The sequence below is a fragment of the Mangrovivirga halotolerans genome, assembly GCF_026241165.1.
In the GTDB taxonomy this organism is placed as follows: Bacteria; Bacteroidota; Bacteroidia; order Cytophagales; family Cyclobacteriaceae; genus Mangrovivirga; species Mangrovivirga halotolerans.
In genome coordinates, this window is record NZ_JAPFQN010000004.1 from 198,580 (window position 1) to 211,182 (window position 12,603).

Genomic DNA, 12,603 nt, shown 5'->3' on the forward strand with positions numbered 1-12,603 from the left:
TTTTGGAAAAGTTTAAAAATATAATTACCCGAATTAAGAGGATTCCTGAAAATCCGATTTTAACAGCTTCACTGGTGTTGCTGGGGGCTTCCCTTGTGGTATTTTCTTTAAGTTTTAATTACTATCTCACACATCCGGATCAGTTTAAAGAAGCAATCCTAGCAGAAGCTCATGGGATGTTATTTGACCTTGCAATTATTGGTATTTTGATCTATTGGTTAAATCAAAAGGGTGAGGAGCGTCAACGGATCAAAACCTATAAAGATGAAATAGATGATTTTAGATTGTGGGAGTCAGATGAGGCAGCATTCCGGACGGTAGGTAATATTAAGCGATTAAACAGGCACCGGATTTATAATATTAATCTGGTAAATACTCATTTGGCTCGAACCAACCTTAATTATGTTATTTTAAAAGGAAGTAATTTAAATAATTCAAACCTCTCAGGCTCAAAACTTATTGAGTCCAATCTTGAAAATGCCCGTTTAAACCAGACAGATTTTGATAACGCAAATCTTAATCAGGCAAATCTTCAGAAAGCGTATGCTTCAGGGGCAATTTTTAAAGATGCTTTTATGATTAAAGCTAATTTTAGAGGTGCATTTTTGATCAAAGCAGATTTTACAAATGGATTTTTGATGGAATCTGATCTTAGGGAAGCATATCTGACCGGTGCTGAATTTGCTCAGGCAAACCTTTATAAAGCTGATCTGAGAGGAGCAATTGGCCTTAATGTAGAACAGTTTAAGGATGTTCGTTCGTTATTTCTTGCAAAACTGGATCCTGACATAGAAGAGAAGATCAAAGAGTTGTATCCTGAACTGCTAGGTAAATAAGAAAAGCTTCAGACTTTATTATTTTCGGTATTTTGATTATCTTTGCCATGAGTTTGAGGGAATAAAACACCAAATTCAATTTAACGGGGCTCTTTCCAGTTCCGTTATTTTTATTGTCAAAGCCGAAGAGAAAATTCAAAAAATATTTAAAGAGTTATGTCAAAAGTATCTTACTATACTAAAGAGGGTTTACAGCGTATTAAAGATGAATTGGAGCACCTTAAAACAAAAGGTAGATCAGATATTTCCAAGCAGATCGCTGAAGCCAGAGACAAGGGAGATCTAAGTGAAAACGCAGAATATGATGCTGCTAAAGATGCCCAGGGATTGTTGGAAATGAAAATTTCACAACTTGAAAACCTAGTTGCCAATGCCAGACTGTTAGATGAAACTAAGATCGATACTTCTAAAGTGTCACTTCTTGCTAAGGTCAAGCTAAAAAACAAAAAGAATGGCATGGAAGTAACCTATATGCTTGTTTCTGAAGAGGAGGCTAATCTCAAAGAAGGAAAGATTTCTGTGCAATCACCAATCGGAAAAGGTATATTAGGAAAGAAGGTTGGAGAAACCGCAGTTGTGGAAGCTCCTGCCGGAAAAATAGAATTTGAAATATTAGATATTAGTATTTAATAGTATGTCTTCAATTTTCACTAAGATCATTAACAGAGAAATTCCCGGCCATATTGTTGCCGAGGATGATAGTTATATCGCTTTTCTGGATATTCAACCTTTAGTTCACGGCCATTTGCTTGTGGTTCCTAAAAAGGAGGTAGATTACATTTTTGATCTTGATGATGATACTTATTCCGGATTGATGCTCTTTGCTAAAAAAGTTGCTGCAGGTCTTAAAAAAGCAGTTGATTGTAAGAGGATCGGGGTTGCAGTAATCGGACTCGAAGTTCCTCATGTTCATGTTCATCTTGTTCCAATGAATTCCATGGGTGATATAAACTTCTCCAGACCTAAGTTGGAACCTTCGGATGAAGAACTTTCTGAAATGGCAGAAAAAATTAAGAAAGAACTGTAGTTATATTATAGAAATAATTTTGAAACCGGGTTGTGGATTGCAGCCCGGTTTTTTTATTTGTGATAAGTTATTAGAGATTGGGTTATTAAGTTACTAGTTATTAGAGATTAAGTGATTGGTTATTAGTACGCTTTACTCGAAATTGTCTGATCTTAAAAATGTTGACACTTATCGACAGTGAGGATTTACAGGATTATGAGATTAAGAGGAATACGCTTGACTCTCATAACAAATGAAAAATGCACCGCAAATCCATAGACCCTGACATCGACATTAGGAGATCGTCAAGGGGGCGCAAAGGTCGCAAAGCTGAAAGCCCTGACACTGTAAGTTGTCAAGGGGAAAAACAGCAAGCTGTTTATTTAATTCACCACAGAGTTGAAAACCCTGACACCGACAAAGGAAGGTCGTCATGGGAGCACAGAGTACACAGAGAGAATTGCTGACGCAATTAATTCGGAATGCGAGATTCAATAGGATATTATTAGTCTAATTTAATTAAGATGTTTCTTAGAAGGGCGCGGTGGGAATGACAATATCACGAGGGTGGGTAGGCTGTGTTGTTGCAGGATTGATAGTGTCTTGACTTTTTTGCTTCGTCACGGATCAAGACAAAAATGAAGAGAGAAATACACTTTTATTATTAAAAGAGGAATGGAAATAGAAATTTGGTGAATATTTATAAGAAATTAAGTTACTGGTTGATGCTCTTCGAGATGTTAGCGCAGCGTATTTAGAGGTTTGAATAAAAGAGGAGTTTAGATCCGGTTTATCTGTTTCGTGAGGACACGAACCAGGGCGGCAGTTAGTTAATAGGTTATTGAGTTATTAGTTAATAGAGATTAAGTTATTGGTTATTAGTTAATAGAGATTTAAGTTATTGGTTATTAGTTAATAGATGTGAATCCCTAAATAAGGTTGATTGTTTTTATTTGGCTCTCCCGGGATTCTCATTGATAAATGCTTTCCATGACTTAGGAGAACTGCTTACCACCCCATCCTGGTAATGATGACACAAAGCAACACCCAAAGCATCAGTCGCATCGAGAAGTTTTTCTGTATGGTCAAATTTTAATAGCTGTTGTAGCATCGAGGCAACTTGTTCCTTAGAAGCATTTCCGTTTCCGGTTACCGACTGCTTAATTTTCTTAGGTGAATATTCAAATATTGGGATGTCCCTGTTCAGAGCTGCTGCCATTGCAACACCTTGAGCCCGGCCAAGTTTTAACATCGACTGTACGTTCTTGCCGTAAAAAGGAGCTTCAAGAGCTACTTCATCCGGAAGATAGTCGTCAATTAGAGAAGTGATCCGATCAAAGATCTTTTTTAATTTCAATTCGTGACTTGAATATTTCTTTAAATGGATAACACCATATTGAATTAATCGGATTTGTGTATTTTTAACTTCGATTAGTCCGTATCCCATTACCTGGGTACCCGGATCGAGACCAAGAATAATACTTTCCTTTTTGGGATTTGTATTGATTTTTACCATTACTGCAAGATAAACATTCTTATGAGCTTTACCTTTTTGAAATCAAGGCAATTCAATCAGGCACTAAATATTATTTCTTTAGTGGCGCTGGTTGCTGCAGCTTATTTCAAAATTTCTGAGACTACCATAAGCTCTTTTAGCCTTCAGTTTGCAGGAACTTATTATATTTTATTGCTCTTGTTATTATCACCTGTTACCTGGGGTATCGAAGCACAACGATTACGGTCAGCATTGAAAATTGATATGGCAACGGCATGGAAGAGTACGTTGAATGGATTGTTGTTTCGATTTATGCTTGCTTCACCAGGTGAAGTGCTTGGCAGACAACGTTATTTACCTTCAGAAATAAAAGCAAAGGCAAATGTTGCCTCATGGACGACTCTTAAATTTAGTGCAGGAATAGTTTCAGCAGCTTTTGGTATATGCTCTTTGTTAATTATTGGTATCAACAAATATCCATTCATAGCCAATAATTGGTGGCTACTTGCAATTGCCGGTATTTTAATCTCTGCCGGGATAATTATTTTTATCATCAGGTTAGATAAAAGTATATTTTCCTTACCAATATTTTTGAAAATATCGTTCATGCACACTGTGCGGTTTATATTGATCTTATTTCAGTTTGTGCTTGCATTTAAAGCCTTAGGATTATCTCATAGCACTTTCGATATTATCACCGGAATGAGTTTGGTTCTTTTTATGAGATCAATTATTCCGGTTTTTCATTGGATTGGAGAGGTTGGTGTTCGGGAAATTAGTGCCTTGTATATATTTGACGCTACCGCTACAGAGGTGATATTGATCACTACAGCAGTATTTATTGTCTGGTTTTCCAATAATGTTTTGACCTCCTTATGCTTTTGGATTTATAAAAACAGGGAGGTTGTATGGAGATGATAGTTTATTTTTTGACCCTTGTGGTGGTGTTGCTTTATTCTATCTTTCTTTTCAGATCCTTAGAATATATTAAACCTACTGATAGTGGAAATTCGATATCTTTTGATGCTCCAATAACTTTAATTATTCCATTCAGAAATGAAGAAAATAACTTACCCGAATTATTAAGCTGTATTGACAGATTGAATATTAACTCATTGAACTTTAGTGTTTTAATTGTTAATGATCATTCTGAAGATGAAAGTTGTAGAATAGTTTCTGACTGGGTTAGCAAGACAGATATAAATGCGGAGTTACTCAATTTAACTTCTGGTTTCGGAAAAAAGGAAGCGATTAAAAAAGCAGTTGATCACAGTAGACATGGTTCATTAATTATTACAACAGATGCTGATTGTACCTTTGGCCCAGATTGGTTGAAAAGTATGGTTAGTAAATTTGTCGGACACGAGAATACTAAGCTAATCGTTGGTCCGGTCTGGATGAATCAGCAAGGGGGCATGCTTGAGAATTTTCAAACCTATGAATTTGCTGCATTACAAGGTGTAACGATGTCAACATTAGCAATCGGGAATCCGGTGATGTGCAATGCTGCAAATTTATTGTTCGAAAAAAGTGTGTATTTATCAGCACTCGATGAAGGTATGAAAATGGAGTTGGTTAGTGGTGATGATATTTTTTTAATGCAATACATTCATAATAAATATGGAGCTGAGGCAATTGCTTATAATTTTGATCCCCACTCCATAGTAAACACTGAACCTTTAAATAATTTCAAACAATTTTATCATCAGAGAATACGTTGGGCTGGTAAATGGAAAACAGGTGTACAACCAATAGGAGTAAGGTTAAGTGGAGGACTTATCTTTCTGATGTATGTTCTTCTGTTAATCAGTTTAATATTAATAGTGTTAAATTTTGTCTTTTATAAATCACTTATTGTACTTTTGTCACTGATGATTAAAACGGTTGCCGAGGTAGTATTTTTAAAGCGAGCCTTTTCATTCTTCGGAAAATCGTTTTACTTTTCAAGAATACTTTTACTAGCGGTTTTATATCCGCTGTACTCAGTTTTTTTTGGAATGCTATCCTTATTTAAAGGATTTAGCTGGAAGGATAGAAAAGCTGATAATTCCGGAGTTTGGGAAATGGGAAATCCGGAATTTTCTAATTTTGACAGGAAATGACAGAAAATCATAATTCACATCATTCACCATACTATTATGCTTACTTAAACCTCAGATCAAATGGTTTAGCAATGTTTGGTGTTGTGATAATAATTGCTGCAGTTTTAATCACGGTTTTAGGCTACCTGATAATTCCTGATAATACTCCTCAGACTAATCAGGGTTCGCCGCAAATTAAGAAGCAATTACCTTTTTTTACCGTGGATATTCTTAATGTCCATAAAAATCACGAAGTTGAGGAAGCTGGATTTTTAGAAGCACTGTATCAGGGGCAGGAAAGTGAATATCGTATTGTTCCTCTCCAGGATTACCGTATTGAAGGTGATGAGATAGTGATCACGCCTTACGGAGATTCTATGCAAGAATCCAGATTTTCCCTGGTAAACGTAATTGCCCCGGTATTTGTAGGTGATAGTGATAAGCTTCCAGGTGAATCAAACGTTGATTATTCCTCCGATCCGATCAGATATGTGAATATCGATAATGAAATTAAAACCATTTCAAGATCAGAGTTGATTTCCACAATAGAAGACGAACTTATAGAATCCAGAACTTATTGGCTGGGTACCGATTCATCAGGTAGAGATATGCTGTCAAGGCTATTATATGGAACGCGGATTTCCTTAGGGATTGGATTCCTCGCTGTGTTGATCTCTCTTACTCTGGGGGTTTTTCTTGGAGCAATCGCCGGATATTTTGGTGGTAAAATAGACAGTTTTATTGTCTGGATGTTTTCAGTTATCTGGTCTATACCTGGTATTATGCTGGTTATTGCCATTAGTATGGGATTGCAGAACAAAGGTGTAATGGTGGCTTTTCTGGCCGTAGGCCTTACTATGTGGGTCGAAGTAGCCAGGGTTGTACGGGGACAGTTCAAAGTGCTTAAAGAAAAACAATTCGTAGAAGCCGCCCAGGCATTTGGATATAAGAACAGAAGGATCATCTTTAAACATATTTTACCTAACTTAGTCGGGTCTCTGGTTGTGTTGGCCACTTCCAACTTTGCTGCGGCAATTATTCTGGAAGCAGGACTTAGTTTCCTTGGGCTTAGTGTGCAACCGCCAACACCCTCATGGGGTATTATGATCAGTGAAGGCTTTGACTCGATCGGAACACCTAATTCATGGCACCTGATCGTACTGCCTGGTATAGCAATATCTTTGCTTGTACTGGCATTTAATCTATTAGGTAACGGACTTAGAGATGCGCTTGATCCTAAGTCGCTGTTAAAATGATTTTATGGATGATCTCGAAAAATTAAAAAGCGAATTTGATCTCAAAGAACTTCAGCTTCAGGCATTGCTCGAGGTAACTCAGGCGATAAATGAAAATTTGCCTGAAAAATCTCTATATAAAATTTTTGAATTTACTTTAAGAGTTAATCTTCGTTTTTCCGGATTAGCTCTTTTTGTTAATGAATACAATTGGGACCTGAAATCTTCCTTTGGAATTAAAAATTCTGAATTAGAATCAGAGCCCCCTGTACATCACGTTAATTTAGTGGCACCAACCTTTGTAGATGGAATTGAGAATCCTTTTTTCGATCAGTTCAACTGGGTGATTCCGGTTCGTCATAAAGAAAATTTACTTGCGCTTTTATATATCCGTGATTCGACTATAGTTCGTGAAGGGGATGCGAGTGAAGGTGTTTTTAGCTTTACTCAGACGCTTGCTAATTTATTACTGGTAGCCATTGAAAATAAAAAGCTCGCCAGAAAGGAATTGAAAAGGCAGGCGATGAAAAGGGAACTGGAAATTGCCAGGGATGTACAGCATTATCTCTTTCCTGATGAATTAAGGCATGATGACAAAGTGATCATGAATGCTTTTTATCTCCCGCATACAAACGTAGGAGGTGATTATTATGACTACATTCCAACCTGTAACGACCATCAGTTTATATTCTGTATTGCAGATGTGAGTGGTAAAGGAGTTCCCGCAGCATTGTTAATGTCAAATTTCCAGGCTGCATTGAGAACCTTGGTTAGAAGGACAACTGATCTGGAAGAAATTGTCAATGACTTGAATCTTCATATTTTCCAGAGTGCTAACGGTCAAAACTTTATTACTTTTTTTATTGGGTTAGTAGATCTCGTAAAAAATAAATTAACTTATGTCAATTGCGGACATAACCCTCCAATGATAATAAAAGGAAAGGAAGTTACTTTCCTCGATAAAGGGACAACTCTTTTGGGCGCATTTGAAGAACTTCCCTTTTTGAATCATGGAAAGATAGAAGGAATTAAAGAAAGTTATTTGTTTACCTATACAGATGGCCTGGTTGAAGCCCGGAACAATAATGATGAAGAAATGGGTATTGAACGGGTTAGAGAAATTATTACCGAAAACATGAAATACACACCGGATGTTGTTCACGGCGTATTAATGAATTATTTAGATCGGTTCAGAGAGAGTCAACGATTTCCTGATGATATTACCTTATTGAGTATTAAGTTCAATAAATAATGGCTGTATTTCTGCATCATACTCCAAAATGGATGAGGAAAGTTTATCCCGGGTGCATTTGGCAGGTAGATACAGATAATAAAGATATATACCTGACATTCGACGATGGTCCAATTCCGGAAGTGACACCCTGGGTAGTAGATTTACTCGAAAAGTATCATATAAAAGCTACTTTTTTCCTTGTGGGAGACAATATTAAAAAACATCCAGAGGTGTTCAGATTATTAGTTGATAATGGACACTTAGTAGCAAATCACACGTATTATCATAAAAACGGTTTTCAATTGACGGATCAAGAGTATTATGAAGAAATAAATCTCTGTAAGCAGGAAATGTTAAAGAACGGATATGATGATAATTTGCTCTTTAGACCACCTCATGGTAGAATAAAGCCTAAACAGATAAAAGAGATTTCTGCTATGGGATATGATTTAGTGCTCTGGTCACTTTTGAGCGGTGACTTTTCTCCTTCTCTCACTGCAGACGTAATATTGAAAAAACTAAAGAAGCATCTTCAGCCGGGTACAATAGCTGTATTTCATGATTCTCTAAAAGCAGAATCCTTAATGAAAGCTACTTTAGAACCGTTTATTGAATATTGTATTGAAAAAGACTATCAGTTTAAATTAATAAAATCTGTCAGATGATATATTTTGTAATTGCTGTCTTGACAATCGATTTTATTCTCTGGTATATCTTTCTCTTTTTGAGATCAAAAAAGCAAAAGATCAGCGAGGAAGATCTACCATATTGCTCAGTATTAATAATGGCAAGAAATGAAGAAAATCATATTTCTTCCTGTATTGATTCATTATTAAGCCAGGTTTATCCAAAAGAGAAATATGAAATTCTGGTATGCGATGACAATAGCACTGATGGTACAGCGGAGGTTTTAAAAGCTTATGAAAATAATGATAATGTAAGATTGTTTAGTGGTGATTACCCGGTTATAGAGCATTTAAATAACAAAGCTCAAGGGTTGGATTACCTTGCAAAGCAGGCAAATGGAGAAGTTTTGCTATTTACAGATGCTGATTGCGTAATGAAGGATGGCTGGTTAAAAAATATGGCAGCCGGGGTAATTAAAAACAATAAGATAGTTATAGCTCCCACAGTGCCGGTGATCAGTTCTTTTTTAAGTGCTTTACAACGCATTGACTGGATAATGGCTTTAGGGAGGGTGGTTGCTGTACAGGGAATTGGCATACCGGTAACCGGAAATGGTAATAATATGGCCATGCCTGCCAAAGCTTATAAAGAAAGCGGAGGATACAAGGCTACTCACAGTTCACATACAGAAGATGCTGCCATTTTTTATCTTGTAAGGGAAAAAACAGGTATTGGGGCAGGAGTAGTGGCAAATAATCGTGCCATTGCTCAGACTCAGCCTAAATTAAAATGGCAAGAACTGGTTAGTCAGCGATTACGATGGTGGCTGGGAGGAATTTCAGAAGCGCCGGGTTGGTTGATCTTTTATCTTGCCGAAGCATTGTGGATTCTTGTTTTTATAGCACTTCTTATTTCTGGATTTAGTGTTTCAGCATTTGCCTGGCTGACAGGTAGAATTGTACTCAGGGTGTTGTATAATTGTAGTTTACCGTTCTCTTTTAAAAAAATTGCATTTTTCTATTATATTTCAGCAGTCATATTGTTTGATTTCTATTCAATTATCTTGAATTTTACGGTTCTTGTAAAATGGGGGTTAGGCAAAAGCCCTGAATGGAAAGGAAGAGAAGTTAGATCATGATCGATACACACGCGCATTTGTATGGGAAAAAGTTTGAAGGCGACCTTGATGAAACCATTGAGAGGGCTAAATCAGTAGGGATCACGAAAATACTGCTTCCGAACATAGATGAATCGAGCGTTGATGAAATGTTGGAGGTGGCTGATCAGAATCCTGGTTTTTGTTATCCGATGATGGGAATCCATCCGTGTTCTGTAAATAAAGAATGGAAAAAGCAAGTTGACTTTGTATCAGACTGGCTGAAAAAGGATGATCGATTTATTGCAGTTGGAGAGATCGGAACAGATTTGTATTGGGATAAATCATTGTTTGAAGAGCAAAAGCAAGCCCTTATTGGGCAGATAACCCTTGCTGCGGAGCATGATCTTCCAATAGTATTGCATTGCAGAGATTCCATAGATGAAACAATCGAGATCGTCGCTGAACAAAAAAATAAATATCCATCATTAAAAGGTATATTTCACTGCTTTACCGGAGACCTGGAACAATATAAGAAGATCGTCGATCTTGATTTTCTGGTTGGTCTTGGCGGGGTAGCTACTTTTAAGAATGGGGGTATGGATAAGGTGATACCCGATATGAATCCTTCAAAAATAGTTTTGGAGACAGATTCTCCATACTTAGCCCCTGTTCCATTTCGAGGTAAGAGAAATGAACCGGCATATACTGAATATGTAGCAGAAAAAGTGGCTGATTTGTTGGGAATGCCTTTGAGTGAACTAAAAAAAATAACAGCTGAAAATGCTGAAGAACTGTTTGAACTGAAGTAATGAACTATAAAATAGTAAATATAAATACTGCATTACCGCAGCCACCTATTGCCAACCTGTTAATTATCTATACAGGTGGTACTCTTGGGATGGAAAAGGATGCTGATGGTTCGTTATCTCCTTTCAATTTTGGGAAGATCTTTGAAAAATTACCAGATATTCGAAATTACAATTTAAAATTAACTGTAATTTCCTTTCCGAAACCAATAGACTCATCAGATGTATCACCGACCCACTGGCAGGATATAGGCTATATTATCGATGAAAATTACGAGCAATATGATGGGTTTGTAGTTATTCATGGTACAGATACTATGGCGTATTCAGCCTCAGCATTAAGCTTTATGTTAGACGGTTTGAATAAGCCTGTTATTTTTACCGGATCACAGTTGCCAATAGGAGTGATGAGGTCTGATGCCAGGGAAAACTTTCTTACCAGTCTGGAAATGGCTTCAGCAAAAGATGAAAATGGTAATCCTTTGATTACAGAAGTTTGTATCTTGTTTAACTCAATATTGATTAGAGGGAACAGATCAAAAAAGATCAGAAGTTCTCAGTTTGGGGCATTCAAATCAGAAAACTATCCAAAGCTGGCCCAGGCGGGAATTACAATAGAGTTTAATCATGGGGCAATTAAGCCATTTATACCGGGTAAGAAATTGAATTTTCAAAATCAATTTGACAGAAGAGTAGCAGTAATGCCTTTGTTTCCCGGGTTAACAGAAGAATATGTAAATGCAATTCTTTCAACGAAAGGTTTGAAGGGTGTAGTTTTACAAAGTTATGGGTCTGGTAATGCTTCTACCCGAAAATGGTTCGTTAATGCCCTGAAAAAAGCAATGGATAGCGGAATAATCATTTATAACGTATCCCAATGCATTGGAGGAAGGGTAATACAAGGAAGATATGCCACCAGTAAAAAGCTTCAGGAGATGGGAGTAGTGTCAGGAGATGATATAACCCTGGAGGCTGCAGTAACAAAATTAATGTTTCTATTAGGTTCAATATCAGACCTAAACGAGGTAAAACGCCGGTTGCGAGAAAATATTGCCGGAGAAATTACTATTACCGCTACTTAAAAAAGCCTATATTAACTTGCAAAAAGGCGTTATAATTGATTTATTTGTGCTGCTAAATTGGAAAAAAGTATATTACGGTATAATTTGGAGAGGTGACCGAGTGGCTGAAGGTGCTCGCCTGGAAAGCGGGTGTACCGGCACAACCGGTACCGAGGGTTCGAATCCCTCTCTCTCCGCCACTTTTTTTTGAATAGTTTATTTAAAAGTATAAATTTAACACTTAACTGAGTAAACAGATTATTTTAAAAACTGAATTATGAAAAAGTTACTTACTTTATTTGCACTAGCTGGGGTTCTAAACTTTGGTTTTACGTCAGTAATTTTCGCTCAAGAAGAGATGGAAGATGCTGAGACTGATACTACTGAGGCTACTACTGAAGAAGCTTCAGAGGAAATGACTCCAGTACAAGACGAGCCTGAAGTCGAAGAAGCTGATGAAATTGAAGTTGAAGCTGATGGCGCTGCTGATTACCACCAGGTTATCAAAGAGAAATTTATTGAAGGTGGTGTAGGTTTCATGACTGTTGTATTATCTTGTTTGATCATCGGTCTTGCAATCTCTATTGAGCGTATCATCACTCTTAACCTTGCTACTACTAACACTAAGAAATTGTTAGCTAACGTTGAAGATGCTCTTCAGCAAGGTGGTGTTGAAGCTGCTAAAGAAGTTACCAGAAACACAAGAGGTCCAGTTGCTTCAATCTTCACTCAGGGACTTATGAGAATGTCTGAAGGTGTTGATATGGTTGAAAAGTCAATCATTGCTTACGGTTCTGTTGAAATGGGTAAATTAGAAAAAGGTCTGGTTTGGATCTCTCTATTTATCGCTCTTGCTCCAATGCTTGGTTTCATGGGTACTGTAATTGGTATGATCGACGCATTCGACTCAATTGAAGCTGCAGGTGATATCCAGCCTTCTCTTGTTGCTCGTGGTATTAAGCAAGCACTATTAACAACTGTTGCTGGTTTGATCGTTGCAGTTATTCTTCAGTTATTCTACAACTACTGTGTTTCTAAGATCGACTCTTTGGTTAACCAGATGGAAGATGCTTCTATTACTTTGGTTGACTTGCTTGTTAAGCACCAATTGACTAAATAAAAT

13 protein-coding genes and 1 tRNA gene are annotated in these 12,603 nt (G+C 37.0%); 13 read left to right on the forward strand and 1 reads right to left on the reverse strand.

Annotation, left to right across the window (positions count from 1 at the left end):
- Window positions 1-2: 2 nt before the first annotated feature.
- The 3 genes from OO013_RS07440 to OO013_RS07450 all read left to right on the forward strand — a co-directional run bounded on the left by OO013_RS07440 (window position 3) and on the right by OO013_RS07450 (window position 1,863).
- Window positions 3-836 carry a pentapeptide repeat-containing protein gene (locus OO013_RS07440; RefSeq protein WP_266056091.1) on the forward strand — a complete coding sequence of 278 codons (834 nt, stop codon included), beginning with the start codon at window positions 3-5 and terminating at the stop codon, window positions 834-836.
- A gap of 156 nt (window positions 837-992) precedes the next feature.
- On the forward strand, window positions 993-1,466 hold the full coding sequence (gene greA / locus OO013_RS07445) for a transcription elongation factor GreA (protein ID WP_266056092.1): 474 nt from the start codon (window positions 993-995) through the stop codon (window positions 1,464-1,466).
- 4 nt (window positions 1,467-1,470) lie between these two features.
- Window positions 1,471-1,863, forward strand: a complete 393-nt coding sequence (locus tag OO013_RS07450) for an HIT family protein (RefSeq protein ID WP_266056093.1) — start codon at window positions 1,471-1,473, stop codon at window positions 1,861-1,863.
- Between the two features lie 928 nt (window positions 1,864-2,791).
- Here OO013_RS07450 and ruvC read toward each other — a convergent pair.
- Window positions 2,792-3,358 carry a crossover junction endodeoxyribonuclease RuvC gene (ruvC, locus tag OO013_RS07455; protein ID WP_266056094.1) on the reverse strand — a complete coding sequence of 189 codons (567 nt, stop codon included), beginning with the start codon at window positions 3,356-3,358 and terminating at the stop codon, window positions 2,792-2,794.
- Between the two features lie 21 nt (window positions 3,359-3,379).
- On the opposite strand from ruvC, the gene OO013_RS07460 reads away from it, so the two are divergent.
- The 10 genes from OO013_RS07460 to OO013_RS07505 all read left to right on the forward strand — a co-directional run bounded on the left by OO013_RS07460 (window position 3,380) and on the right by OO013_RS07505 (window position 12,600).
- The gene (locus OO013_RS07460) at window positions 3,380-4,255 is read left to right on the forward strand and encodes a hypothetical protein (protein ID WP_266056095.1); all 876 of its coding nucleotides are present in this window, start codon (window positions 3,380-3,382) and stop codon (window positions 4,253-4,255) included.
- On the forward strand, window positions 4,246-5,439 hold the full coding sequence (locus OO013_RS07465) for a glycosyltransferase (protein ID WP_266056096.1): 1,194 nt from the start codon (window positions 4,246-4,248) through the stop codon (window positions 5,437-5,439). The genes OO013_RS07460 and OO013_RS07465 overlap by 10 nt, the downstream gene beginning before the upstream one ends.
- On the forward strand, window positions 5,436-6,674 hold the full coding sequence (locus OO013_RS07470; RefSeq protein ID WP_266056097.1) for an ABC transporter permease: 1,239 nt from the start codon (window positions 5,436-5,438) through the stop codon (window positions 6,672-6,674). The genes OO013_RS07465 and OO013_RS07470 overlap by 4 nt, the downstream gene beginning before the upstream one ends.
- 4 nt (window positions 6,675-6,678) lie before the next feature.
- Window positions 6,679-7,905, forward strand: coding sequence for a GAF domain-containing SpoIIE family protein phosphatase (locus tag OO013_RS07475; RefSeq protein WP_266056098.1), 1,227 nt, complete (start codon window positions 6,679-6,681; stop codon window positions 7,903-7,905).
- Window positions 7,905-8,552 (forward strand): polysaccharide deacetylase family protein, encoded by a 648-nt coding sequence (locus tag OO013_RS07480; RefSeq protein WP_266056100.1) that lies wholly within the window; start codon window positions 7,905-7,907, stop codon window positions 8,550-8,552. Before OO013_RS07475 ends, OO013_RS07480 begins: the two co-directional genes overlap by 1 nt.
- Window positions 8,549-9,652, forward strand: a complete 1,104-nt coding sequence (locus OO013_RS07485) for a glycosyltransferase (protein ID WP_266056102.1) — start codon at window positions 8,549-8,551, stop codon at window positions 9,650-9,652. Before OO013_RS07480 ends, OO013_RS07485 begins: the two co-directional genes overlap by 4 nt.
- Entirely contained in the window at window positions 9,649-10,422 is a 774-nt protein-coding gene (locus OO013_RS07490) for a TatD family hydrolase (protein ID WP_266056104.1), read from the forward strand. Before OO013_RS07485 ends, OO013_RS07490 begins: the two co-directional genes overlap by 4 nt.
- On the forward strand, window positions 10,422-11,501 hold the full coding sequence (locus OO013_RS07495) for an asparaginase (RefSeq protein ID WP_266056105.1): 1,080 nt from the start codon (window positions 10,422-10,424) through the stop codon (window positions 11,499-11,501). The genes OO013_RS07490 and OO013_RS07495 overlap by 1 nt, the downstream gene beginning before the upstream one ends.
- An 86-nt stretch (window positions 11,502-11,587) precedes the next feature.
- Window positions 11,588-11,680: transfer RNA gene (locus OO013_RS07500), tRNA-Ser, on the forward strand.
- 77 nt (window positions 11,681-11,757) lie between these two features.
- The gene (locus tag OO013_RS07505; protein WP_266056107.1) at window positions 11,758-12,600 is read left to right on the forward strand and encodes a MotA/TolQ/ExbB proton channel family protein; all 843 of its coding nucleotides are present in this window, start codon (window positions 11,758-11,760) and stop codon (window positions 12,598-12,600) included.
- The last annotated feature ends 3 nt before the right edge of the window (window positions 12,601-12,603 follow it).

Excerpts from the sequence above, each read along its gene's own strand:
- OO013_RS07475 (WP_266056098.1), top strand. The coding sequence starts at position 6,679 with ATGGATGATCTCGAAAAATTAAAAAGCGAATTTGATCTCAAAGAACTT.
- OO013_RS07490 (WP_266056104.1), top strand. The coding sequence starts at position 9,649 with ATGATCGATACACACGCGCATTTGTATGGGAAAAAGTTTGAAGGCGAC.
- OO013_RS07480 (WP_266056100.1), top strand. The coding sequence starts at position 7,905 with ATGGCTGTATTTCTGCATCATACTCCAAAATGGATGAGGAAAGTTTAT.
- OO013_RS07470 (WP_266056097.1), top strand. The coding sequence starts at position 5,436 with ATGACAGAAAATCATAATTCACATCATTCACCATACTATTATGCTTAC.
- OO013_RS07505 (WP_266056107.1), top strand. The coding sequence starts at position 11,758 with ATGAAAAAGTTACTTACTTTATTTGCACTAGCTGGGGTTCTAAACTTT.
- OO013_RS07485 (WP_266056102.1), top strand. The coding sequence starts at position 8,549 with ATGATATATTTTGTAATTGCTGTCTTGACAATCGATTTTATTCTCTGG.
- OO013_RS07450 (WP_266056093.1), top strand. The coding sequence starts at position 1,471 with ATGTCTTCAATTTTCACTAAGATCATTAACAGAGAAATTCCCGGCCAT.
- greA (WP_266056092.1), top strand. The coding sequence starts at position 993 with ATGTCAAAAGTATCTTACTATACTAAAGAGGGTTTACAGCGTATTAAA.
- OO013_RS07495 (WP_266056105.1), top strand. The coding sequence starts at position 10,422 with ATGAACTATAAAATAGTAAATATAAATACTGCATTACCGCAGCCACCT.
- ruvC (WP_266056094.1), bottom strand. The coding sequence starts at position 3,358 with ATGGTAAAAATCAATACAAATCCCAAAAAGGAAAGTATTATTCTTGGT.
- OO013_RS07465 (WP_266056096.1), top strand. The coding sequence starts at position 4,246 with ATGGAGATGATAGTTTATTTTTTGACCCTTGTGGTGGTGTTGCTTTAT.
- OO013_RS07460 (WP_266056095.1), top strand. The coding sequence starts at position 3,380 with ATGAGCTTTACCTTTTTGAAATCAAGGCAATTCAATCAGGCACTAAAT.